The organism is Duganella sp. Leaf126, assembly GCF_001423125.1.
Lineage (GTDB): Bacteria > Pseudomonadota > Gammaproteobacteria > Burkholderiales > Burkholderiaceae_D > Rugamonas.
The window spans coordinates 626945-650623 of sequence record NZ_LMNW01000012.1; the positions used below are offsets into that span (position 1 = coordinate 626945).

Here is a 23679-nt window from a genome sequence, read left to right on the forward strand (position 1 = left end):
TTTTATAAAATCTCGATGATCGGGTCGGGGGCGCCGCGCCAGGTCAGCCGGTAGGCTGCGCCCTTGCGCGCATTGCCCACCAGCGCGGGGCGGAAGCACGCCAGGTTGGTGCCGCCGGCGCGCCGCACGCTCGGATACAGCACGCCCAGCGAGCCGCCGTCGAGCAGCTGTTCGGCCAGCGTTTGCGAGGCGACATAGCTGTCCGGCGCCAGACAGGCGTCGTAGCGCGGCTGGCCGCGCAGGTCGTGGAAGCTGGCCGTGAAATCGGCCAGCATGCACTGGTACTGGACACTGTCGTCGAAGCGGCCGATCTCGGCATATTCGACCGTCTTGTGGAAGCTCACCTCCGCCAGCGCCGTCTCGGCGTCGAACGCGCAGTACCAGGCCCCGCGCCGGCCGTCGTTGAAACGGCTGCCCTGCGGATGGGCGTAGGTATAGGCGGCGTTGATGATGCGGAAATTGGGCACGCCGAACACCAGTTCATCGACGCTGATGCCGGTGCCGGCGCCGGTGGAGGGGCCGCCGTTCTGAGTGCGCAGACGGGCATTGGTGGCGTTGTCGAGCTCGAACAAGTCGCGCAGGTGGGCGTCGTTGTCGGCCAGCGGCGCCAGCACCGAATCCTCGACGTCGGCAAAGCGCGACGGCAGCAGGCGGCAGGTATCGAACTGGCGCAGTGTGGTCAGCGGTGGCACCAGGGTAACGGCCACTTACAGCCCTCCGCGCCGGGCGTCGAGCAGCTGGCGCACCGTCTGCATGGCCAGCAGGCCGCCGGCGAGCATGTAGGCAAGCGGTGTGCGGCCGTCGAAAATCTGGTTGGTGTTGGGCAGGTTGATCCACTCGTCTGCCAGCCGGTCGCCGTACAGGATGTGCAGCGCCTTGTAGATGCCGAGCAGGTAGGAGATGCGGGTGATGCAGTCCACTTCCAGCGTGCGCTCCGGCTTTTTCTTCCAGTCGTACCAGGTGCTGTTGGACAGCCCGCCCAGCAACTGGCGCGCGTCGTCGTCGCGCAGCCTCCAGGTGGCCGCCAGCTTGAAAAAGCCCTTGAGCGCCGACGTCGACAGGCGCTCGCGCTCGGCCTTGGCATTGAGGTCCACCAGCACGGTGGGTTCGAAGCGGCTGCGGGGGTAGGCAAAATTGAGCATAAATCCTCCGGTGATGGTGTGGTTATACTCTGTTTTCGGATGAAAGGCAATCCGAAATCAAACTGGCGCGCCGCTTTTTTGCCCGGTTTATGCCGCTTCCGCGTGCTCGACCAGCAGCTGCACCTTGGTCACGCCATTGAATTCGTTGGCGTCGAGCCGGAACGCGACCCTGGCGCGGTCGCCGAGCGCATCGATGTGGCCGAACCAGATCGCGTCATAGCGCGCGCCGTTTTTTTCCAGCAGCAGTTTCAAATGACGTTCCTTGAGGATGCGCTGGCTGACCACGCGGAATTCGTCGCAGAACACGGGCGGCGCAAAGCCCTGGCCCCAGACCTGGCCCGCCATCAGGTCGATGAAGGCGGTGGTGTAGTACGCATCTTCGAGCGGGCCGTCGGTTTCGATCACGCGTTCGAGCTGCTGCTCGGTCAGCCAGGCGCGCCCGACTTCCTCGAAGGCGATCGAGAACGCTTCGAAGGCGTCGGCGCGCAGGGTCAGGCCGGCAGCCATCGCATGGCCGCCGAACTTGTCGATCAGGCTGGGCGCCTTCTTGTACACGAGGTCGAGCGCATCGCGCAGGTGGAAGCCGGGGATCGAGCGGCCCGAGCCCTTGAGCCAGCCGTCGCCGGCCGGCGCGAAGGTAATCGTCGGGCGGAAGAATTTTTCCTTCAGGCGCGAGGCGACAATGCCGATCACGCCCTGGTGCCAGCTGTCGTCGAACACGCAGATGGTGCTGCTGCTGGCCGGCTCGAAGGTGTCGAGGTGCAGCAGCGCGGTGTCCTGCATGTCGGCCTCGATCTCGCGCCGCTTGAGGTTGATGCTGTTGAGTTGCTGGGCCAGTTCCCAGGCGCGGTCGTCGTCGTCGGTCACCAGGCACTCGATGCCGAGCGACATGTCTTCCAGGCGGCCCGCAGCATTCAGGCGCGGACCGAGCGCGAAGCCGAGATCGAACGGCGAGGCCGTGCGCGGGTTGCGGCCGGCCACGCGGAACAGCGCTGCAATGCCTGGGTGCATCTGGCCGGCGCGCATCCGTTTCAGGCCTTGCGCGACCAGGATGCGGTTGTTGGGATCGAGCCGCACCACGTCGGCCACCGTGCCCAGCGCCACCAGGTCGAGCAGTTCCTGCAGCCTGGGCTGGGTCTTGGTATCGAACACGCCACGGTCGCGCAGCTCGGCGCGCAAGGCCAGCAGCACGTAGAACACCACGCCCACGCCGGCGATGTGCTTGCTGGGGAAACCGCACTCGGGCTGGTTCGGATTGACGATCACGCGCGCGGCGGGCAGGGTGGCGGCCGGCAGGTGGTGGTCGGTCACCACCACCTCGATGCCGCGCCGGTTCGCTTCGGCCACGCCGTCGATGCTGGCGATGCCGTTATCGACGGTGATGATGATGTCGGGCTGCTTTTCGCGCGCCGTCAGCGCCACGATCTCGGGCGTCAGGCCGTAGCCGTATTCGAAGCGGTTGGGCACGATGTAGTCGATCACGGCGCCCATCTGGCGCAGGCCGCGCAGCGCCACGGCGCAGGCAGTGGCGCCGTCGCAGTCGTAATCGGCCACGATGACCATGCGCTTGCCGGCGGCGATGGCGTCGGCCAGGAACACGGCGGCAGCGCCGATGTTCATCAGCCCCGACGGCGGAATCATGGCCGACAGCTCGCTCGACAGGTCTCTGGCGTCGGTCAGGCCGCGCGCCGCGTACAGGCGGGCCAGCACCGGGTGCACGCCTTCCTGGCGCAGCACCTCGGATTCGCGGAAAGGGATGGGACGGATGGCGATACGGGTCATGTCAGCGTTGTTTCAACAGATTCAGGTTGGGCTGGCGCCAGAATTTGCGCTGCGCCATTTTGGTGGTCGAGACCTCGAGCCAGCCTTCGCGGTGGCTGAGCATCAGCGTGACGCGGCCCAGCTGGCCTGCCATCAGCGCTGCCAGCAGCGGCGCGCACCAGTCGCGGTCGATCTGCTGCAGGGCGGCGATCCATTCGGCCCAGGCGCTGGCCTGGCCCGGTGCGATCAGGTCGGCGACCATGGCGACGCCATGCTGCGGGCCAGCAATCAGCTGGTCCACGGTGGCCTGACGCCATGCCGGTGCGGCCAGCGCCTGCAACCACGACGGCGCGCCGCTCACGGCCAGCACGGGCGCCGCTGGCCTGGCTGAAGATGCCGGCGTGGCAGGCGTGGCTGAAGCGCCGCCCCAGCACCAGTACGAATTGACGGCCGGTAGCCCGCGCGCCTCGCGCGCGGCATTGACGGGATGGGCATGCCACAGCATCTGGATTTCATTTTGCAGGCGCCGGAAGTCGCGTGCGCGCTCGCCCTCGGGCAGCCAGTCGCCGAGATTCTGGTTGACCGCCGTGTCGGGCGAGGCGGTGGACAGGTCGCGCCAGTCGTCGGCACGCACGAACCACAGGCCCGGCGCGCCGAACAGCAGCGGCTTGCCCAGCTCTTCGAAGAACGGCCGGGCGGCGTCGAACAGGGCGCGGGCGTCGGCCTCGTCGAGCTGCAGCGCGCGCGGATCGGCCAGCGACGGGTGGGTGCTCGAGACCTGGATGTGCGCCGGCTGCAGGATCAGCCAGTGACCTTCGGCCGCCTGCGCCTGCAGGCCGCAGCCGCGCATGCAGGCCAGCGCCAGCGGTGCGGCGGTCTGGCCGGTGACCGGCGCCGGCGCCAGGTGCAGGGTGCGGGCCAGCCACGCTTCATGCGGCAGCACGCGGCTGTGCTCACTGGCACTGTGGAATTGCTGGCGGCTGTGGCGGCCGAGCAGGGCGGCAAGCGCCGGAACTTGCAACGCGCGCAACAGGTGCGGCGCCATGTCCGCCGGTGGCAGCGCGAACGGTAGTGCGAGGGTGATATCGGTCATCCCGAGATTGTAGGCGATTGTGGCCAAGGACGAGCAGGCGTTTCAAAAACCGCCAGCGCAAGCCGGATCGCGCGACATCCGAATAGTTGCTTTAAGGAAAACTGTATTATTTTATGCACAAACGCCTGTCAGATTGAAAATAATAGTTATCTAAAGTAAATTTTGGCTATAATCTCGACAACAAAAATGAAAGCAAGTCATGAAAGCAAGTTGTCACCGAGCCCCGTGACGCTTGCGCAGTAACCGCCACATCCCTCACCGCCGCTGCAACCCCCGATTCGCGTTTCGCTGCGCCGGCCTGTTGTCGAAAATACTGTCGAAAAAAAGAACTGAAGAAAGCGAAGCATGAGCTCGATCAATATTGCAACCACTATTCACATTTGCGAAGATACCGAAGGTAACTTCGACATCCGCGACATCCTGGCCAGCGCGGGCTACACGCCCAATCCCGGTAACACCCTGAAAATCAACGCTCTGTCGGTAGTGCTGCCCGACGGCACGGTCAGCAACAAGGACACGGCGCTGTTCGGCAAGGTGGACGCCGATACCGTGTACGTACGTCCAGGCAAGTGGGCGCCCAATTACAACGGTGAATTCGGCACCTACGAGCTGGTGCTCGACCAGGGCAGCAAGGGTAATTCGATCACCCTGAGCCTGCGCGTGATCGTCGATCCGGTCAACGACGCCCCCACCGGCGCCGACAAGACCTTCGATCTGCACGATGGCGGTCCGGTGGCCCTGAGCCAGGCCGATTTCGGCTTCGTCGATCCCGTCGAGCACGACGCCTTCCAGTCGGTGATCATCACCGCGCTGCCGAGCGCGGGGATACTCAAGCTCAATGGCGTGGCGGTCACCGTCAACACCGAGATTTCTGCTGCCGACATCGATGCTGGCAAGCTGAGCTTTGAGCCGAGCCAGAGCACGGCCGGCACCTTCGAAGTCGGTTTCAAGGTACGCGACGCCGGCGGCGTGGTCGGCTGCGGCGCAGCCGACACCAGCGCAACCCCGAATTATCTGACCTTCAAGGTGCCGCCTGCCCACCTGGGCGACCTGGTGTGGGAAGATGCCAATGGTAACGGCGTCCAGGATGCCGGCGAAGCGGGCCTGGCCGGCGTGGAAGTGCAACTGAAAGCTGCCAACGGCGACCTGGTCGCCACCACCACCACCGACGCCAGCGGCAACTACCACTTCGACGTGACGGCCGGCACCTATTCGGTCACCGTCAAGGCCCCGGCCGGCTACGCCGTGACGGCGCAGGCGCAGGGCGCCGACGGCGCGCACGACAGCGATATCGACGCCAGCGGTCATACCGGCGCAATCACGCTGGCCGCCAACACGACCAATAACGATGTCGATGCCGGCCTGTACCGTCCAGCCACGCTCGGCGACACGGTCTGGTACGACAGCAACCGCAACGGCGTGCAGGACAGCGGCGAGCGCGGCGTGGCCGGCGTGCGCGTGACCCTGCTCGACGCCAGCGGCAACGCCGTTGCCGGCGCCGTCGCTACCACCGACGCCGACGGTCACTACCAGTTCAGCAACCTCAAGCCGGGCGCTTACAGCGTGCAGTTCGACAAGACCACGCTGCCGGCCCATTACCTGTTCACGGCCCAGGGCCAGGGCGCCGACGGCACGCTCGACTCGGACGCCAACGTCGATACCGGCGCCACCGCGCAAGTGGTGCTGGCCTCGGGCAGCAATGTGACCCACCTCGACGCCGGCATCGTCATCGAGCAAAGCACGCTCGGCGACCGCGTGTGGGAAGACCGCAACGGCAACGGCGTGCAGGATGCCGGCGAAGCGGGCATCGACGGCGTGGTGGTCAACCTGAAGGACGCGGGCGGCAACGTGGTGGCCAGCGTGACCACCCACGACGGCGGCCAGTACGGCTTCACCGTCGATCCCGGCACCTACACGGTGGCGGTGGCGCCACCGGCCGGCTATGTGTTCACCGCTGCCGGCCAGGGCGCCAACGGTGCGCTCGACAGCGATGTCGGCGCCAGCGGCCAGGCCACGGTGGTGCTGGCCCCGGGCCAGAACAACCTCGATATCGATGCCGGCCTGTACCGTCCGGCGTCGCTGAGCGAATTCGTCTGGTTCGACAAGAACCGCGACGGCCTGGTCAGCGACGGCGAGACCGGCGCCGCCGGCGTGCGCGTGACCCTGCTCGACGCCAGCGGCAACGCCGTGCCTGGCGCCGTCGCCACCACCGACGCCAATGGCCACTACCAGTTCACCGGCCTCCAGCCGGGCACCTACAGCGTGCAGTTCGACAAGGCGACGCTGCCGGCCGGCTATGCGCTGACCACGGCCAGCACCGGCGCCCCCGGCAGCGGCGGCTCCGACGCCAGTGTCGACACCGGGACCACCGGCCAGGTCACGCTCGCCTCCGGCGACGACGTGACCGTGCGCGCCGGCCTGGTGGCGCAGAAAGCCACGCTCGGCGACCGCGTCTGGGAAGACAGCAACGCCAACGGCGTGCAGGACGCCGGCGAAACCGGCATCACCGGCGCCACCGTGCAATTGAAAGACAGCAGCGGCAAGGTGGTGCAGACCACCACCACCGGCGCCGACGGCAAATACAGCTTCACGGCCGACGCCGGCACCTACACGGTGGCCGTCACCGCGCCCAAGGGGTATGTCTTCACCGCCGCCAATGCCGGCAGTGACACCAGCCTCGACAGCAACGTCGGCAGCACCGGCCAGAGCGGCAAGATCACGCTGGCCAACGGCGAGACCAACAACACCGTCGATGCCGGCCTGTACAAGACCGCCAGCGTCGGCGACCGCGTGTGGTTCGACAAGAACGGCAACGGCATCCAGGACAGCGGCGAAGCGGGCATCGGCAATGTCAAGGTGACGCTGCTCGACGCCAGCGGCAAGCAGGTGGGCGCCTCGGTCCTGACTGACGCCAATGGCAACTACCAGTTCGGCAACCTCAAGCCCGGCACCTACAGCGTGCAGTTCGACAAGAGCACGCTGCCGGAAGGGATGAGCTTTACCGGCGCCCATGCCGGCAGCAACGCGGCTGTCGATTCCGACGCCGACGCGGGCGGCCTGACGCAAAGCTTCACACTGGCGTCGGGCGAGGTGAACAAGAGCATCGACGCCGGCGTGGTGGCAGCCGCCACCATCGGCGACCGCGTCTGGTTCGACAAAAACGGTAACGGCATCCAGGACAGCGGCGAGAGCGGCAAGTCCGGCGTGACCATGGAGCTGCGCGACAGCAGCGGCAAGGTCGTCAAGACCACCACCACCGATTACAACGGCAACTACAAATTCGCGGTCGAGGCGGGCACCTACAGCGTGGCCATGAAACTGCCGAACGGCTACGTCGTCACCAAGCAGTTCGCCGGCAGCAATGATGCGCTCGACAGCAACGCCAATGCCAGCGGCAACCTCGGCACCGTCACGGTGGCCGCCGGCCAGAACGTCACCAATATGGACGCCGGCGTGTTCCAGACCGGCGCCATCGGCGACCGCGTGTGGCACGACGCCAACGGCGACGGCATCCAGCAAAGCTACGAGAGCGGCATGGGCGGCGTCAAGGTGACGCTGCTCGACGAAGCGGGCAAGGCGGTGGCCACCCAGGTCACCGACGCCTATGGCCAGTACCTGTTCAATGACGTCGGCCCCGGCAAATACTCGGTCAAGTTCGACGCACCGGACGGCTACCTGTTCACCAAACAGAACCAGGGCTACTACGACAGCTTCGATTCCGATGCCGATGCCAATGGCCTGGTGGCGCAGTTCTCGCTTGCGTCCGGCGTGATCGACCGGACCCATGACGCCGGCCTGATCAAGGCGTCCAGCATCGGCGACCGCGTCTGGGAAGACAGCAACTACAACGGCGTGCAGGATGCCGGCGAAAAAGGCGTCGATGGCGTGACCGTCAAGCTGTACGATGCCAACAACGTACTGAAGGCCACCACGGTGACCCACGACGGCGGCCAGTACCTGTTTGGCGGCCTCACTGCCGGCAACTACAAGGTCGAAGTGACCAACGGCGCCGGCTGGTACTTCACCAAGTCCGGCATGGGCAGCGACGCCACCGATTCCGACATCACGAACGTGAACGGCAATACCGGCCGCACCGGCACCATCGTGCTGGGCACCGGTCAGAACATCACCACCGAGGACGCCGGGATTTACCGCAAGGCCAGCATCGGCGACAAGGTCTGGCGCGACAGCAACCACAACGGCGTGCAGGATGCCGGTGAGGAAGGTATCGGCGGCATCACCGTGTCGCTGTACGACGCTGCCACCAAGAAGCAGCTGGGCGCGTCGGTCAAGACCGATGCCAATGGCAACTACAAGTTTGTCAACCTGACCCCGGGCAAGTATTACGTGCAGTTCGACAAGACCGACGTCCAGTTCAAGGGCGTCAATCTCAGCGACTGGAAATGGGGCGTCAAGAACACCGGCACCGACGACACCATCGATTCCGACGTGGCCGGCGACGGCAAGATGTTCAACAACGTCACCAAGACCGACACCATCACGCTCACGTCCGGCAAGAACGACATGAGCTGGGATGCCGCGATCACGCCGATCGCGATCGACCTCAACGGCGATGGCATCCACACCATCGCCCGCCAGGACATGACCGGTTCCTTCGATCTGCTTGGCACCGGCAAGGCGATCCAGACCGGCTGGCTGTCCAAGGGCGACGGCTTCCTGGCCATCGACAGCAACCACAACGGCCAGATCGACGATATCGGCGAACTGTTCGGCGGCATGGGCAAGGGCGACGGTTTCGCCAAGCTGGCCAGCTATGACAGCAACGGCGACGGCGTGGTCGATAGCCTGGATGCCGATTTTGCCAGCCTGCTGATCTGGCAGGACGCCAACAGCAACGGCAAGACCGACGCCGGCGAACTGGTGTCGCTGGCCCAGGCCGGCGTGGTCAGCCTGAAACTGGCCCACACCGACCTGGCTTTCCTCGACGCCAACAACAACCTGCACATGGAAAGCAGCACCGTGACCCTGGCCAATGGTCACAGCGCGGCCATGACCGACGTGTACTTCAACGTCGCCGCCAGCGACGCTGCCGCCGCCGGCGTGACGGCGCCGAGCATCGACCAGCTGCTTGCCGACGCGGGCCAGGTGCAGCTGGTGGGCCAGAGCGCGCCGCATTGCCCGCTGTTCGCGGCGTGACCGACCCCTACCACGATTTGAACTTGCCATTACCCGACTATCCACTTCACCACAAGAGAACAACAATGACCATCACCCTGCAAAACGTCCTGAAATCGTCCGCCATCGCCGCCGCCATCGCCATCGCCTTCCCGGGCGCCAGCCAGGCAGCGCCTGCCCCAGCAGGCGTCGTGACCTACAACCAGAATGCCGTCGATGGCGGCCTGGTGGTCGATGCCGGCGCCAAGTTCTTCAAGGAGCCGCCGCTCGGCAGCTTCCACGCCCAGGGCGTGGCGCTGACCCAGATGACCAGCAACGACAGCTATGCCAACCAGTTCTACGTGTACTGCTTCGCACCGGCCATCGACGCGCTGCAAAACGCCGTGTACACGGCGCACCAGAACGTGGTCGTCAGCGACAAGGTCAAGGCGCTGTATGAAACGGCGTATGCCAACACCGTCAAGAGCGTCGGCAAGGGTACCAGCAGCGACGCCCAGGTGGCGTTCCAGCTGGCGCTGTGGGAACTGCACAACGACGACGGCAAGCTGTTCGACACCACCGGCCTGCAGTACTACACCCGTGGCAACGACGCCAACGTGGAAGCGGCCCAGCAGCTGATCGACAACCTGGCCGGCTACCAGCTGAAAAACCTGTACACCTACACCAGCTACACCGGCATGGACGGCCAGCAGGTGTCGCAGGAGATGCTGGGCGTGTCGCCGGTACCGGAAGTCGGCACTTGGGTCATGATGGGGATGGGCCTGGGTTTGCTGGGCGTGATGGGCCGTCGTCGCCGCAAGCATGCGGGCCTGGGCCAGGAAAAATTCGCCTGACGTACGCTAAGCGGTCGGCGAAATCGCCAAGTTGTGGCACACTGCGGCCTCAACCCACCACGCGTGACCGTTTTTTATGAGTTTTATCCGTGTCGTCAGCAGTTTGCCGTATGAATGGCTGGTCGGTCTGCGTTATACGCGGGCCGGCAAGCGCGGCGGCCGCAACCGTTTTATCTCGTTTATCGCCCTGATCTCGATGGCCGGCATCGCGCTCGGCGTCGCTGCCCTGATCGTCGTGCTGTCGGTCATGAACGGCTTCGAAAAAGAGGTCACCAACCGCATGTTGTCGGTGCTGGCCCACGTCGAACTGTTCGACCTGCGCGGCCAGATGCCGGACTGGCGCGAGCAGGCGCTGGCAGCCCGCAAGAACCCCGAAGTGACCGGCGTGGCGCCGTTTGCCGAAGCCCAGGGCATGCTGGTGCGCGGCGATGTGCTGAAACCGGCCATCGTGCGCGGCGTGTTGCCCGAGATGGAGGCGCAGGTGTCCGACGTCCTCCAGCAGATGCGCGAGGGCAGTTTCAGCGCGCTGCAGCCGGGCAGCGACAACATCGTGCTCGGCATCGAGCTGGCGCGCCTGCTCGACGTCAAGCCGGGCCAGAAGGTGACGCTGGCGCTGTCCGACGGCCAGCCCACCAGCGCCGGCGTGATGCCGCGCATGCATACCTTCCACGTGGTCGGCATTTTCGAGGCCGGCCATAACCAGTTCGATTCCACCCTGGCCTTCGTCCACCTGGCCGACGCCGAGCGCGTCCTCAAGATCGATGCGCCGGCCGGGTTGCGCCTGCGCGTGGCCGACATGCAGCAGGCGCCGCAGGTGGCGCGCGCGCTCAAGCTGTCCTTGCCCGGCCAGCTGTACGTGCGCGACTGGACCATGCTCAACTCCACCTGGTTTGCGGCCGTGCAGAGCCAGAAGCACATGATGTTCATCATCCTGACCATGATCGTCGCGGTGGCCGCGTTCAACCTGGTCTCCACGCTGGTGATGACCGTGACCGACAAGCAGGCCGACATCGCCATCCTGCGCACGCTGGGCGCCTCGCCGTTTTCCATCATGAAGATCTTCATGATCCAGGGTGCGCTGGTCGGCGTTGCCGGCACCGCCATCGGCGTCGCGCTGGGGGCGCTGCTGGCACTCAATGTCGACGTGATCGTGCCGGCCATCGAGCAGCTGCTGGGCATGAAATTCCTGTCCAAGGAAATCTACTTCATCAGCGCCTTGCCGTCGGACCTGCGCTGGGGCGATGTGGTGAGCATCGGCGCCGTGTCGGTGCTGCTGGCCTTCGTGGCCGCGCTGTACCCGAGCTGGCGCGCGGCGCGCGTGAAACCGGCGCAGGCGCTGCGCTATGAATAATCGACGAGTCAACGCATGAGCATCATGAAAAATCTGCCATATGAGTGGCTGGTCGGCCTGCGCTACACGCGGGCCGGCAAGCGCAGCGGCCGCAATAGCTTTATCTCGTTCATCTCGCTGATCTCGATGGCCGGCATCGGCCTCGGCGTGGCGGCGCTGATCATCGTGCTGTCGGTGATGAACGGCTTCCAGAAAGAGGTCACCGGCCGCATGCTGTCGGTGCTGGCCCATGTCGAGATCTTCGATAACAATGGCTCGATGCCGAACTGGCGCGAGCAGATCGCTGCGGCCCGCAAGAACCCGGAAGTGACCGGCGCCGCACCGTTCGCCGAGATGCAGGGCATGTTGGTGCGCGAAGACCTGCTGCGGCCCGCCATCGTGCGCGGCGTGCTGCCCGAGCTGGAACCGGCCGTCTCCGAGGTGGCCGCCCAGACCCGGCGCGGCAGCTTCGCCCAGTTGCAGCCGGGCGCCTACAATATCGTGCTCGGGGTGGAACTGGCGCGCTCGCTGCACGCCCAGCTCGGCGACAAGGTCACGCTGGCGTTGGCGCAGGGCCAGGCCACGCCGGCCGGCGTGCTGCCGCGCATGCGCTCGTTCACGGTGGTCGGCATCTTCGAGGCCGGGCACAGCGAGTTCGACGCGTCGCTGGCCTTTGTGCACCTGACCGACGCCGAGAAGATGCTGCGGCTCGACGCCCCGTCCGGGCTGCGCCTGCGGCTGGTGGACATGCACCGCGCGCCGCAGGTGGCGCAGGAACTCAAGCGCAGCATGACGGGCGACCTCACGGTGCGCGACTGGTCGCAGCTGAACGCCACCTGGTTTGCCGCGGTGCAGATCGAAAAGCGCATGATGTCGATCATCCTGGCGCTGATCATCGCGGTGGCCGCCTTCAACCTGGTGTCGACGCTGGTGATGACGGTGACCGACAAGCAGGCCGACATCGCCATCCTGCGCACGCTCGGTGCGTCGCCGGCATCGATCACGAAAATCTTCGTGATCCAGGGCGCGCTGGTGGGCATCCTCGGCGCGCTGCTGGGCGTGGCCGGCGGCGTGCTGGTGGCGCTCAACATCGACGTCATCGTGCCATTCATTGAACATTTATTGGGAGTGCAGTTCTTGTCCAAGGATATCTACAGTAACAGTACCGTGCCATCGGACATGCGCTGGCCGGATGTATTCAAGATCGGCGGGCTGGCCGTGGTGCTGGCCTTCCTGGCCACGCTCTATCCGAGCCGCTGGGCCGCGCGTGTCAAACCTGCGGAGGCGCTGCGCTATGAATAACATGAATCATGCCGATCAACCGCTGGTGCTCTCCTGCCGTAATCTCGGCAAGACCTTCACCCAGGGCAGTTACTCGGTGCAGGTGCTGGCCGGGATCGACATCGACGTGCGGCGCGGCGAGCGGGTAGCCATCGTCGGCGCTTCGGGTTCCGGCAAATCGACGCTGCTGCACCTGCTGGGCGGTCTCGATACCCCAACTACCGGCACCGTGACCCTGCAGGGCCAGGACTTCGCCACCCTCAGCGAGACCGCGCGCGGCGACCTGCGCAACAAGTCGCTCGGTTTCGTCTACCAGTTCCACCACCTGCTGCCGGAATTCTCCGCGCTCGACAACGTGGCGATGCCGCTGCTGATCCGCCGCGTCAAGCGCGCCGAAGCGGGCAGCGTGGCGCAGCAGATGCTCGCGCGCGTCAACCTGGCCAAGCGCGTGAGCCATGTGCCGGGCGAACTGTCGGGCGGCGAACGTCAGCGCACGGCGCTGGCCCGCGCGCTGGTCACGCAGCCGGCCTGCGTGCTGGCCGACGAACCGACCGGCAATCTCGACCAGGCCACCGCCCAGCAGATCTTCGACCTGATGCTGGAACTGGCGCAAACGCTGGGCACCGCCTTCATCATCGTCACCCACGACGTGGCGCTGGCGCGCCGCTGCGACCGCGTGCTGCGCCTGACCGAAGACGGCCTGAAGCCCTGGCAGGACTAGCCAGCGCAGAACCGGGAGCCCCCATGTGGATCGATACCCATTGCCACCTGGACGCCGGCGAATTCGGCGACGAGTCGGTGGCGCAAGCCGCGCTGGCCAAGGCGCAGGGCGTGGACATGATCGTGATTCCGGCCGTGGAAGTGGCCACGTTTGCCGGCGTCGCCCGGCTGGCCGGCAGCATACCCAACGGCTGTTACGCACTGGGCATCCACCCGATCTTCGTGCCGCACGCGCACGAGGACGACCTGCGCGCGATGCGCGACCAGGTGGCCGCCGCCATGGACGATCCGCGCTTCGTCGCCATCGGCGAGGTCGGCCTCGATTTCTTCATTCCGATGCTGTGCGAACCGGCCATGCGCGACAAGCAGGTCCACTTCTTCCGCGAACAGCTGCGCATCGCGCGCGACTTCGGCCTGCCGATCCTGACCCACGTGCGCAAGTCGCAGGACGTGGTGCTCAAGCATATCCGCCAGATCACGCCGAACGGCGGCATCGCCCATGCCTTCAACGGCAGCTTTCAACAGGCGCAAGGCTATATCGACGCCGGCTTCAAGCTCGGTTTCGGCGGCGCCATGACATTTACCCGCGCGCTGCAGATCCGGCGCCTGGCCACCGAGCTGCCGCTGGACGCCATCGTACTGGAAACCGATGCGCCCGACATCTCGCCGGCGTGGGTACACCCGGGCAGGAACAGCCCGGACCAGATAGCGCGCATCGGCGAGGTCCTGGCGCAGTTGCGCGGCATTGCGGTGGACCAGGTGGCGCAAGCCAGCACGGCTGCTGCGACAGCGATCTTGCCTAGGATGAAGTTGAAAGCCGATTGAGCGGCATCAAGCCGTAGCACGCCGCGCCCAGCGTTGACAGCAGCGCCACAGTGATCGCGGCAGGCCGCACGCATAATGGTGGTTCGATGATGGCTACGGCGAGGCGGCGCGGTTCGGCCGCACGGCTGCACGTCTGCATCCTGTGACCACCGCAACGGCGCACCACCAGTGCGTTCTGCGGGTGGGCCGATCATGGCAAGCCCTGATGGCAGGCGCCAGATCGCCAACTTCGATTGCGCGAGGAAAGTACGATGAGAGCGGCGATCGTCGGGTTTGTCGCTGGTGCGGGCTTGCTCCAGCAGCAGGCTACCTTGCCCACCGTTGCCTGCCTGCTTGCCGGGGTGGTCGGTCTGCTTGCGCTCCTCGTTGCAGGCCCCGCGCTGGCGAGCTTGCTGCCGTTATGCGTGCGGCTGTTGCAACCACTGCCAGCGCGGGGCAGGAGCGGCTGGGCCGGCTGGTTCCGCTGGGCCGGATTCCTGGGCAGGCTAACAGCCGGCAGGTCCCGCCGGGCCGAAATCCCGGACAGGCTGGCAGCCGGCAGGTCCCGCCGGGCCGAAATCCCGGACAGGCTGGCAGCGGGCAGGTCTCGCTGGGCCGAAATCCCGGACAAGCTGGCAGCGGGCAGGTCTTGCTGGGCCAGACTTCCGGACAAGCTGGCAGCGAGCTGGTCCCGCTGGGCCGAATTTTCCGGCAAGCTGGCAGCCGTCCTGGCGGGGTTCGTTGCCGGCTTCCTGTGGGCCGCCTGGCTGGCCCAGCGCGCGCTGGCGCCGTCGCTGGCGCAGGCCGACGAGGGACGCGATCTCATCGTCGTCGGCACCATCGACAATCTGCCGCATCGTTTCCCGCAGGGAGTGCGGTTCAATTTTGCCGTGGAGCGGGTGGAGGACCGCACCGGCGCCGGCATCGGCTCGGCATCTGCATCGGCATCTGTGCCGGTGCCGCCGCGCATCGCGCTCTCGTGGTACAGCGATTTTCGCGACCGGCCCGCTGCAACAGGAGGCTCCGCGGCATCGTCCACAGTGGGCAATGTGCAGCCCGGCGAACGCTGGCGCCTGACCGTGCGCCTGCAACGTCCGCACGGCAATGCCAATCCACATGGTTTTGACTACGAGGTGTGGCTGCTGGAGCAGGGGATACGCGCCACCGGCTACGTACGCCCCGACCACGACAACCGCCGGCGCGATGCGTTCGTGGTCAGCGCCGGCAACCTGGTCGAGCGCAGCCGGGCGGCGCTGCGGGCGCGGATCGAGAGGGCGCTCGACGGCAAGCCCTATGCAGGCGTGATCGTCGCGCTGGTGGTCGGCGACCAGCGCGGCATCGGTCAGGCGGACTGGCAGGTGTTCAACCGCACCGGCATTGGCCACCTGGTCAGCATCAGCGGCCTGCATATCACCATGGTGGCAGGGCTGTTCGCGCTGGCGGCGTTCACGCTGTGGCGGCACTCGTTTTTCACCGGCGCGCAGCTGCCGCTGCTGCTGCCGGCGCAAAAGGTGGCGGCGCTGGTCGGCGCCGTCAGCGCGCTGCTGTACGTGCTGCTGGCCGGCTTCGGCGTGCCGGCGCAACGCACGCTGTACATGCTGACCGTGGTGGCGGTGGCGCTGTGGTGCAACCGGCTGTCCGATTTCTCGCACGTCCTGTGTACTGCGCTCGGCGTGGTGGTGGTGATCGATCCCTGGGCCGTGCTGTGGCCGGGATTCTGGCTGTCGTTCGGGGCGGTGGCCGTGATCGTGTATGCGACGGCGGGGCGCATCGCCGTTCGGCCTGCACGCCTGCCACCTGGGCAATCAATGCCAACCAAAGTCCGCAGTGCTGGCCCGTGCAGCACTGTGACTGCCGCCGCACTGCACATGGCGCAGCGATTGCGCGGGCAGGCCGCTACCGGCGCGCCCGGCGCTACCGCACCGAAAGCAGCGCCGGGAGTGCAGGATGAAGCCTCTGTGGGCGCGCCCGGCGCTACGGCACCGAAAGCGGCGCCGAAGGTGCAGGATGAAACTGCTGCCGGCATGCCAGGTGCTCCCGCCATGCAAGGTTTGCCGCAAGTTCAGGGCGAGACCCGTGGCAGTGCGCCAGTTATCGACGCCATGGGTGCGACAGCGACAGCGACAGCGCCAGACCTTACCCATGCGGGGCCCCTGCAGCGTGCTGCCGGGCAGCTTCGGGCATGGCTGCAGCCATGGTGGCAGGCAGTGCGGCTGGGCGCTTATACCCAATACGCCGTCACGCTGGGACTGCTGCCGTTGACGATGCTGCTGTTCTCCCAGGTGTCCGTCATCAGCCCGGTCGCCAACGCGGTGGCGATTCCGTTGATCAGCCTGGTGATTACGCCGCTGGCACTGGTCGGCAGCGTGTTGCCCGCCATGTTCGGTGCGCCGCTGCTGGTGCTGGCCCACGGCCTGATCGCCTGGCTGGCCGCCTGCCTGACCTGGCTGAGCGGAATCGATCACGCGGTGCTGACCGCGCCGGCCCCGCCGCTGTGGCTGTTCTGCCTGGCCATGTTCGGCACCTTGTGGCTGCTGGCGCCGCGCGGCTGGCCGGTGCGCTGGCTGGGACTGGCTACGTGGATTCCGCTGCTGGCTGCAGAACCCGACCATCCGGATCCGGGGCGGATGACGGTCACGGCGTTCGACGTCGGGCAGGGCATGGCCCTGCTGGTGGAGACCAGCAGCCGCCGCCTGCTGTACGACACCGGGCCTGCCTACGGCCCGGACAGCAATGCCGGCGCCCGCGTCATCGTGCCGTATCTGCGCACGCGCGGTATCGGCAAGCTCGATGGCATGGTCGTCAGTCACAGCGATGCCGACCATGCCGGCGGCGCGCTGGCGGTGCTGGACAATATCGGCGTGGGCTGGGTGCTGTCATCGCTGGGCGACAGCCACCCGGTCGCCGGTGTGGCGCGCCGGCACCTGCGCTGCGCGGCCGGCCAGGGCTGGACCTGGGACGGCGTCAGGTTCGAGATATTGCACCCGCTGGCCGCGCAGCACGCGGACGCCGGCCTCAAGTCCAACGGGCGCAGCTGCGTGCTGCGCGTCACGGCCGGCGCCAGGTCGCTGCTGCTGGCCGGCGATATCGAAGCGGCGCAGGAAGCCCAGCTGGTAGCGCGCATGGACGCCGGCTTGCGCGCCGATATACTGCTGGCGCCCCACCACGGCAGCGGCACCAGTTCGACCCCCGCCTTCCTGCAGGCGGTAGCCCCGCACACGGCCATCTTCCAGGTCGGCCACCGCAACCGCTACCGGCATCCGCAGCAGCAGGTGTACGAGCGCTACGGCGCGCTGGGGATCGAACGGCTGCGCACCGACCGCAGCGGCGCGCTGACCTTGCATTTCGGCCAGACGGTGCAGATCGATGCCTACCGCCAGACCAGTCCCCGCTACTGGTACGACATCGCGTCGGCATCGTCAAACTAGAACCTTTCCACCACGCAGGATCATCACATGCCGCTACAATGGGCCGCTGACATCATGACCATCGACGGAGATCGCCCGTGAGCAAGCCCAAGCTCCATTTCGCCCACGCCAACAGTTACCCGGCCGGCGTGTACCGCCAACTGCTGGAACGCCTGGCGCTGCAATTCGACATCGGGGCGCTGGACATGCATGCGCACAACCCGCATTACCCGGTGTCCGACTGCTGGCCGCACCTGGTGGACGAATATATCGCCGAACTGGTGGCGCGCTACACGGAACCGGTGATCCTGGTCGGCCATTCGCTCGGTGGCATGCTCAGTTTGCTGGTGGCGTATAAGCGGCCCGAACTGGTGCGGAGCGTGGTGATGCTCGATGCGCCGGTGGTGGCGGGATGGCGCGCGCTGGTGTGGCGCCTGATCAAGCTGGTCGGGAAGGAGTACGACCTGCCGCCGGCCAAGTTCTCCAAGCGGCGCCGCTTCGTGTGGCCCGACGCGCAAGCGGCGCACCAGCATTTTGCCGGCAAGGACCTGTTCGCGCGCTGGGCGCCGGGCGTGCTGGACGATTACATCGCCTGCGGCCTGACACCGCACCCGGACGGCGTGCAGCTGCGTTACACGCGCGAGGTCGAGACCCGCGTCTATGCCACCTTGCCGCACCACCTGGGCCGCCTGCTGCGCCGGGGGACGCCTGTGCCCATCGGCTTTATCGGTGGCGCCGATTCCTGGGAAACCAGGCAGTCCGGCCACCAGCACACCCGGGCGCTGGTCGGCGCGCAGTTCCGCATCGTCGAGGGCGGCCACCTGTTTCCGATGGAGTCGCCGGCGCTGGCGGCAGACGCCATCGTCGAGATGGTCGCGGCGCTAGAAAAGGTGTTGAAACCGGGTGCTTTCGCGTAAAATCTCGTCCATTTGGCGCAGCTGCGCCTTTCCAGCATTCAGGATGACTTTGCGATGACGATTAAAAGCGATAAATGGATACGCCGCATGGCGGAACAGCACGGCATGATCGAGCCGTTTTTCCCGGACCAGGTCCGCATGGAAGAGGGGCGCAAGGTCATCTCCTATGGCACGTCGTCGTATGGCTATGACATCCGCTGCGCCGATGAATTCAAGGTGTTCACCAACATCAACAGCACCATCGTCGATCCGAAGAATTTCGATTCGAATTCGTTCGTCGATATCAAGAGCGATGTCTGCATCATTCCGCCCAACTCGTTCGCGCTGGCCCGCACCGTCGAGTACTTCCGCATTCCGCGCAGCGTGCTGACGGTCTGCCTCGGCAAATCGACCTATGCGCGCTGCGGCATCATCGTCAACGTCACCCCGTTCGAACCGGAATGGGAAGGTTATGTGACGCTGGAGTTTTCCAATACCACGCCGCTGCCGGCCAAGATCTATGCGGGCGAGGGCTGCGCCCAGGTGCTGTTCTTCGAAAGCGACGAGGAATGCGATGTCTCCTACAAGGACCGCAACGGCAAATACCAGGGACAGCACGGCGTCACGCTGCCACGCGCGTAAGACCGTTGTCGTCTTAACGCCGCTTTACACCGCTTTACATGGCGCGGGCTCCGGCCCGCGCCGGCGTTGCCGTTAACTCCTGTATCGATCATCTCAGGGGAGTCAACAATGGTATCAGCAGTGGGATCGGCCACGGCCACGGCTGCGGGAAGCAGCACCTCGTCGGACAGCAGCACCATCGCCAGCCTGCAAAAGCAGCTGCAATCGTTGCAGAAGGATCTGGCGCAAGCGAACAAGGATACCTCGGAAACGGGACAGTCCAAGGCCAAGCTGCTGCAGACCCAGGTCGATGCGATCGAACAGCAGATCGCGCAGCTGCAAGCGCAGGCGGCGCAAAAGGCGCAGCAACAGCAGGCTGCTGCGCAGACGACCGGGGCTGCAGCCGGCACCGACGCCAGCGCTGCCAGCGCCGGCAACACCGGCAACACCGGCAAAAGCTCGCGCTACGACACCGTCGGTTCCGTGATCGACACCACCGCTTGACCGGCGCGTGCCAGCACGGCCGCCACCAGCGCGGCCGAGGCCCGGTACAGCGGCACGTGGCCGCGCAGCAGGACCTGGGCGCTGCGGCGGTAGGCTGCACTGCCAATCTCGGGCAGGCCGCCCGCCATGCGCGCCACCACGGTGGCGTCGAGGATGCCGGCCGGATTTTCGATACCCACCGCGACGTCGGCAAAGTCGCTGCCGATCGGCGGCAAGCCGCGCGCCGCCTGCTGCGCGACCGAACCGGGAATCAGCGTGGCCGCCGCCAGGCAGCAGCCACCGGACACCGCCATCGACGCATGGCCCGCTTGCGGGGTGAAATAACGGACCGCGATATTGCCGCCCGCCTCGGGCTGGCCGACGATGCAGATCTTGGGAATGGTCTCGCTGCGCGCCAGGTCGTCGCCCGTCATCAGGCTGCCGTCGCGCCGCCGCAGGCCCATGCGCAAGCCTGCCGCCACCCACAGGCTGCGCAGCGTTTGCTTGAAGACCGGATCGGCGTCGAGTTCGGCGATCGGTGCCTGGGCCGACTTGCCCAGTTCGGCCGCATCGCAGATCACCATCGGCACGGCCACATCGACGCACGATACCGTGTAACCGTCGATCACATCGCACACGCTGCCGGTGGGCAGCAGGCGGCCGGTCTTGGCGCCGACCGGCGACTGCATGAACAGGTCGACGGCAGGGTAGGCGCCATCGACGCCGGGAATCGCGGCAGCCAGATACCTGCCGTCGGCCTCGGCGTGCATGCGCGAGACGGTGGTGACGCCGGTATTGGTGTTGCGGATCTGCAGATCGCCCGCACTGCTCACCATCGCGCTGTCGAGCGCCCACAACTGCAGCGCGGCCGACATATTGCCGCAGTTGACGCTCCAGTCGATGGCATCGTGATTGTGGGCCAGTTGCGCCAGGGTGCTGACCAGGACATCGCCATCGCTGCTGCGCTCGATGTCGGCAAAAAACACCTTGTTGCTGGTGGGCGTGCCCCGTCCGAGACCGGTGATCTGCCGGTTGCGGTCATTGTGTCCGCCCAGCGGCACGCCCATCAGGTGGCGCAGCAGTTCCTCGCGCAGCGCCAGGTCCTGCGGCGCCCAGCGGTCCCACAGGACCAGGCCGGTCGAGGTGCCGCCGCGCATGTGGTGGACCGGGAATTCCAGTACGCCGTGGCGCAGCCGTGGTGCAAACAATGGTGTCATGGTTCAGTGCCGCTTGACCGGCAAGATGATTTCCACGCTCAGCCCGCCGCCTTCGCGGTTGCTGGCGCGGATGGCGCCGCCATGGGCTTCGATCACGTGCTGGGCGATGGCCAGGCCGAGACCGTGGCCTTCGGTACTGGCACTGCTGGCGCGGGAAAATGGTTGAAAGATGGTGTCGAGTTCGTCCGCCGCCACGCCGGGACCGCGGTCCAGCACGCGGATCGCCAGCTTGCCCTGGTCCGGCAGCGCCTGCGCCTGCAGCAGCACTTCGCCGCCGGCTGGACTGTGCTTGATGGCGTTGCGTACGACGTTTTCGATCGCGCGCCCCAGCAGATCGGTCTGGCCGACCACGATCACATCGGCCTCGCCCTCCTGGGCGACGCTGCGTTGCTGGCTGGTCGCCTCGAAGCGCGCATCGTCGGCGATCTGGTCGAGCAGGTCGGCCATGCTGATGTCTTCCTGGCTGGCCTTGATGGCGCCCGCTTCGAGCCGGGCCAGCGTCAGCAGCTCGCCGACCAGCTTGTCCATCCGCACGCTTTCGCGCTCGACCCGTTCCATCGAGGCGGCCATCTTGTCGGGCTGCTGGTGGGCCAGGCCGATGGCCGCCTGCAGCCGCGCCAGCGGCGAGCGCAATTCGTGCGAGACATCGTGCAGCAGGCGGGTCTGGCCGTCGATCAGGCTGCGCAGGCGCGCAGTCATGCGGTCGAAGTCGCGGCCCAGGTCGTTGAGTTCGGTGCCGCGCATGCCGGCGGCGTTGGCGAAGCGCGGCGACAAATCGCCGCCGGCCGCCGCGTCGAAGGCTTGCCGCAAGGCCCGGATCGGCCGTGAGAAATACCAGGCCAGCAGGAACGAGAACAGCAGGCTGGCCAGCACCGCTGCCACCAGCGGCACCCACGGCGTGATCGGCTGGAAGCGCGGTCCCATCGGTCCACGGAATTCGTTCGGTCGCCCCGGGCCACCCTGCTGCGGCGTCGCTTGCCCCTGCGCTGCGGATGGCTGGTTCCAGCCGGATGGCGGTGGCGGCGAGGGCGGCGGCTGGGCGCCCGGCATGCCTTCCCGGCTCATGAACATGCGCATCTCGCGGTCGTTAATGCCCAGCAGCGAACGGTCCTTGTCGTAGCCGCGCAGCCGTTCGGACGCGGGCAGGAACAGCAGATAGCGGTTGCCCTGCGGGTCGTAGACGTGGCGCACCACGCGCTGGCGGTCTTCGTCGCGCAGCAGGTTGCGCGATTCGCGCAACATCGATTCGCTGACAATACGGCCGAGCAGCTCGCGGCCGGCGTCGTTGACGGCGTACACGCGGCGCCGGTCCATGTTTTCCAGCATGCGCTTGAGGGCGTTGGCGCCGCCGAATTCGAGCGTGGCGGCGGCCGCACCGATCGCCATTTCGGCCGGCGGGCTGGTGTCGATGTCCGATTGCACGGTTTGCTGGCGGCGGTTCTTGAGCCAGATGGCGCCGCCGATGCCGACCGTGGCCGCCAGCTGCGCCAGCAGGATGCAGACAAAAAACTTCCAGAACAAACGCCCCACGGCCTACTCCTTGATCAGCTGGTAACCGAGGCGGTACACGGTTTGCAGGCAGGAGCGGCCATCGGCGATGGTGCCGAGCTTGTGCCGCAGGCTCGAGAGGTGAACATCGATGTTGCGGTCGAAGCGGGCCAGCGGCCGGCCCAGGCCCTGCTCCGACAAGGTGTTCTTGCTGACCGGACGGCCGGCGTTCCGGGCCAGCACTTCGAGCAGGTTGAATTCGGTGCTGGTCAGTTCCAGCTTGCCGCCAGCCCAGGTGGCGCGCCGCTGTTCGGGCCACATGGTGAGCTGACCGACCACGATGGCCGATGCATTGCCGCTGTCGGCCGGCACGCTGTGGGCGCGGCGCAGGATGGCGCGGATGCGGGCAGTCAGTTCGCGCGGGGTGCAGGGCTTGGCGACGTAATCGTCGGCGCCCAGTTCCAGGCCGACGATGCGGTCGGTGTCGTCGCCGCGCCCGGTGAGCATCAGCACCGGCAACTGGCTGCCGGTGCGGATGCGGCGCAGCGTTTCCAGGCCGTTCATGCGCGGCATCATCACATCGAGGATGGCGATCGCATAGGCGCCGGTGCTGGCCTCGATGGTGCCGGCTTCGCCGTCGTGCACGGCCTTGACCTCGAAGCCTTCCTGTTCCAGATATTCCTTGAACATGCCTACCAGTTCGATGTCGTCGTCTATCAGCAGTACTTTGCTCTTCATGTGCAGCGATTCATTGTAGGAATGCCGTCCATGATAGCAGCGGTGCCAGCGTCCCAGCAGCGTTTTACCCGCTTTTACAATGCGTTACTTTGCAGAAACCGGTGGACCTTACCCGGCCGATGGCAGCAACAGCAATGCCAGCGGCGTGGTCAACGTGCTCACCCAATCGGGCGTAGTGCGCAGCGATATCCGCAGCAGTTTCAATGGCGCCACCGGCACCGCCGCAGGGGTGCCGCTGACCATCAAGCTGCAACTGGTGAACGTCAACGGCAGCTGCGCAGCGCTCGACGGTGTCGCCGTCTATCTGTGGCACTGCGACCGTGACGGCAACTACTCGCTGTATTCGAGCGGCGTCACCGGGCAGAATTATCTGCGCGGCGTGCAGGTCAGCGACAGCAGCGGCAACGTGGCGTTCACGTCGATCTATCCGGGCTGTTACGCAGGGCGCGTGCCGCACGTGCACTTCGAGGTGTACCGCACGCTGGCCGGTGCAACCAGCGCCGCGAACCGCATCAAGACCTCGCAGTTCGCGTTTCCCGATGCAGCCAGCAATGCGGTGTATGCGAGCGCCGGCTACAGCGCCAGCGTGCGCAACATGGCGCAAATCAGCCTGGCGACCGACAACGTCTTCAGCGACGGCGCCACGCTGCAGGTGGCCAGCATCACGGGCAACGTCACCGAAGGCTATGTGGCGACGCTGACCGTGGGCGTGGCGGGGTAGGGCCCGCT

18 protein-coding genes are annotated in these 23679 nt (G+C 66.3%); 11 read left to right on the forward strand and 7 right to left on the reverse strand.

Going from position 1 to position 23679, the window contains the following annotated elements:
- Positions 1 to 2: 2 nt before the first annotated feature.
- The 4 genes from ASF61_RS10440 to ASF61_RS10455 form a co-directional block, all read right to left on the reverse strand.
- On the reverse strand, positions 3 to 707 hold the full coding sequence (locus tag ASF61_RS10440; protein ID WP_056154970.1) for an RES family NAD+ phosphorylase: 705 nt from the start codon (positions 705 to 707) through the stop codon (positions 3 to 5).
- Positions 708 to 1142, reverse strand: coding sequence for an antitoxin Xre/MbcA/ParS toxin-binding domain-containing protein (locus tag ASF61_RS10445; RefSeq protein ID WP_056154974.1), 435 nt, complete (start codon positions 1140 to 1142; stop codon positions 708 to 710).
- A gap of 87 nt (positions 1143 to 1229) precedes the next feature.
- Positions 1230 to 2924 carry a single-stranded-DNA-specific exonuclease RecJ gene (gene recJ / locus ASF61_RS10450; protein WP_056154976.1) on the reverse strand — a complete coding sequence of 565 codons (1695 nt, stop codon included), beginning with the start codon at positions 2922 to 2924 and terminating at the stop codon, positions 1230 to 1232.
- Between the two features lies 1 nt (position 2925).
- On the reverse strand, positions 2926 to 3996 hold the full coding sequence (locus tag ASF61_RS10455; RefSeq protein WP_056154980.1) for a hypothetical protein: 1071 nt from the start codon (positions 3994 to 3996) through the stop codon (positions 2926 to 2928).
- A 345-nt stretch (positions 3997 to 4341) separates the two neighbouring features.
- Between ASF61_RS10455 and ASF61_RS10460 the strand changes: the two genes are divergently transcribed.
- From ASF61_RS10460 to ASF61_RS10510, 10 genes are all read left to right on the forward strand, one after another.
- Positions 4342 to 9153: an SdrD B-like domain-containing protein gene (locus tag ASF61_RS10460; protein WP_056154983.1), complete on the forward strand. Its 4812-nt coding sequence runs from the start codon at positions 4342 to 4344 to the stop codon at positions 9151 to 9153.
- Between the two features lie 65 nt (positions 9154 to 9218).
- Positions 9219 to 9965: a PEP-CTERM sorting domain-containing protein gene (locus tag ASF61_RS10465; RefSeq protein WP_056154986.1), complete on the forward strand. Its 747-nt coding sequence runs from the start codon at positions 9219 to 9221 to the stop codon at positions 9963 to 9965.
- Positions 9966 to 10041: 76 nt separating this feature from the next.
- Positions 10042 to 11316, forward strand: coding sequence for a lipoprotein-releasing ABC transporter permease subunit (locus tag ASF61_RS10470; RefSeq protein ID WP_373994538.1), 1275 nt, complete (start codon positions 10042 to 10044; stop codon positions 11314 to 11316).
- A 15-nt stretch (positions 11317 to 11331) separates the two neighbouring features.
- Complete coding sequence (locus ASF61_RS10475; protein WP_056154989.1) at positions 11332 to 12597, forward strand: lipoprotein-releasing ABC transporter permease subunit; 1266 nt, start codon at positions 11332 to 11334, stop codon at positions 12595 to 12597.
- Positions 12590 to 13297 carry a lipoprotein-releasing ABC transporter ATP-binding protein LolD gene (lolD, locus tag ASF61_RS10480; RefSeq protein ID WP_056154991.1) on the forward strand — a complete coding sequence of 236 codons (708 nt, stop codon included), beginning with the start codon at positions 12590 to 12592 and terminating at the stop codon, positions 13295 to 13297. Before ASF61_RS10475 ends, lolD begins: the two co-directional genes overlap by 8 nt.
- Positions 13298 to 13320: 23 nt before the next feature.
- Positions 13321 to 14121 (forward strand): TatD family hydrolase, encoded by an 801-nt coding sequence (locus ASF61_RS10485; protein WP_056154994.1) that lies wholly within the window; start codon positions 13321 to 13323, stop codon positions 14119 to 14121.
- Between the two features lie 251 nt (positions 14122 to 14372).
- Positions 14373 to 17528 carry a DNA internalization-related competence protein ComEC/Rec2 gene (locus ASF61_RS23995; RefSeq protein ID WP_229205789.1) on the forward strand — a complete coding sequence of 1052 codons (3156 nt, stop codon included), beginning with the start codon at positions 14373 to 14375 and terminating at the stop codon, positions 17526 to 17528.
- A 77-nt stretch (positions 17529 to 17605) separates the two neighbouring features.
- Complete coding sequence (locus ASF61_RS10500) at positions 17606 to 18424, forward strand: alpha/beta fold hydrolase (RefSeq protein WP_056154998.1); 819 nt, start codon at positions 17606 to 17608, stop codon at positions 18422 to 18424.
- A 54-nt stretch (positions 18425 to 18478) separates the two neighbouring features.
- Entirely contained in the window at positions 18479 to 19045 is a 567-nt protein-coding gene (gene dcd / locus ASF61_RS10505; protein WP_056155482.1) for a dCTP deaminase, read from the forward strand.
- A gap of 108 nt (positions 19046 to 19153) precedes the next feature.
- Positions 19154 to 19528 carry a FlxA-like family protein gene (locus ASF61_RS10510; protein WP_056155001.1) on the forward strand — a complete coding sequence of 125 codons (375 nt, stop codon included), beginning with the start codon at positions 19154 to 19156 and terminating at the stop codon, positions 19526 to 19528.
- On the opposite strand, the gene ASF61_RS10515 is transcribed toward ASF61_RS10510, so the two are convergent.
- Genes ASF61_RS10515 through ASF61_RS10525 form a run of 3 tightly spaced genes read right to left on the reverse strand, consistent with a single transcriptional unit; the run spans position 19489 to position 22950 of the window.
- Positions 19489 to 20724, reverse strand: coding sequence for a PrpF domain-containing protein (locus ASF61_RS10515; protein ID WP_056155004.1), 1236 nt, complete (start codon positions 20722 to 20724; stop codon positions 19489 to 19491). The genes ASF61_RS10510 and ASF61_RS10515 overlap by 40 nt on opposite strands.
- A 3-nt stretch (positions 20725 to 20727) precedes the next feature.
- Positions 20728 to 22254 (reverse strand): cell wall metabolism sensor histidine kinase WalK, encoded by a 1527-nt coding sequence (locus ASF61_RS10520; RefSeq protein ID WP_056155007.1) that lies wholly within the window; start codon positions 22252 to 22254, stop codon positions 20728 to 20730.
- A 3-nt stretch (positions 22255 to 22257) separates the two neighbouring features.
- The gene (locus tag ASF61_RS10525; RefSeq protein WP_056155011.1) at positions 22258 to 22950 is read right to left on the reverse strand and encodes a response regulator transcription factor; all 693 of its coding nucleotides are present in this window, start codon (positions 22948 to 22950) and stop codon (positions 22258 to 22260) included.
- Between the two features lie 79 nt (positions 22951 to 23029).
- On the opposite strand from ASF61_RS10525, the gene ASF61_RS10530 reads away from it, so the two are divergent.
- On the forward strand, positions 23030 to 23671 hold the full coding sequence (locus ASF61_RS10530; RefSeq protein ID WP_229205790.1) for an intradiol ring-cleavage dioxygenase: 642 nt from the start codon (positions 23030 to 23032) through the stop codon (positions 23669 to 23671).
- Positions 23672 to 23679: the final 8 nt, after the last annotated feature.

What these genes read in the sequence shown, in the direction of transcription:
- ASF61_RS10475 (WP_056154989.1), top strand. Translation starts at nt 11,332, where the DNA reads ATGAGCATCATGAAAAATCTGCCATATGAGTGGCTGGTCGGCCTGCGC.
- dcd (WP_056155482.1), top strand. Translation starts at nt 18,479, where the DNA reads ATGACGATTAAAAGCGATAAATGGATACGCCGCATGGCGGAACAGCAC.
- recJ (WP_056154976.1), bottom strand. Translation starts at nt 2,924, where the DNA reads ATGACCCGTATCGCCATCCGTCCCATCCCTTTCCGCGAATCCGAGGTG.
- ASF61_RS10465 (WP_056154986.1), top strand. Translation starts at nt 9,219, where the DNA reads ATGACCATCACCCTGCAAAACGTCCTGAAATCGTCCGCCATCGCCGCC.
- ASF61_RS23995 (WP_229205789.1), top strand. Translation starts at nt 14,373, where the DNA reads ATGAGAGCGGCGATCGTCGGGTTTGTCGCTGGTGCGGGCTTGCTCCAG.
- ASF61_RS10515 (WP_056155004.1), bottom strand. Translation starts at nt 20,724, where the DNA reads ATGACACCATTGTTTGCACCACGGCTGCGCCACGGCGTACTGGAATTC.
- ASF61_RS10525 (WP_056155011.1), bottom strand. Translation starts at nt 22,950, where the DNA reads ATGAAGAGCAAAGTACTGCTGATAGACGACGACATCGAACTGGTAGGC.
- ASF61_RS10530 (WP_229205790.1), top strand. Translation starts at nt 23,030, where the DNA reads ATGCGTTACTTTGCAGAAACCGGTGGACCTTACCCGGCCGATGGCAGC.
- ASF61_RS10485 (WP_056154994.1), top strand. Translation starts at nt 13,321, where the DNA reads ATGTGGATCGATACCCATTGCCACCTGGACGCCGGCGAATTCGGCGAC.
- ASF61_RS10510 (WP_056155001.1), top strand. Translation starts at nt 19,154, where the DNA reads ATGGTATCAGCAGTGGGATCGGCCACGGCCACGGCTGCGGGAAGCAGC.
- ASF61_RS10445 (WP_056154974.1), bottom strand. Translation starts at nt 1,142, where the DNA reads ATGCTCAATTTTGCCTACCCCCGCAGCCGCTTCGAACCCACCGTGCTG.
- ASF61_RS10455 (WP_056154980.1), bottom strand. Translation starts at nt 3,996, where the DNA reads ATGACCGATATCACCCTCGCACTACCGTTCGCGCTGCCACCGGCGGAC.
- ASF61_RS10460 (WP_056154983.1), top strand. Translation starts at nt 4,342, where the DNA reads ATGAGCTCGATCAATATTGCAACCACTATTCACATTTGCGAAGATACC.
- lolD (WP_056154991.1), top strand. Translation starts at nt 12,590, where the DNA reads ATGAATAACATGAATCATGCCGATCAACCGCTGGTGCTCTCCTGCCGT.
- ASF61_RS10470 (WP_373994538.1), top strand. Translation starts at nt 10,042, where the DNA reads ATGAGTTTTATCCGTGTCGTCAGCAGTTTGCCGTATGAATGGCTGGTC.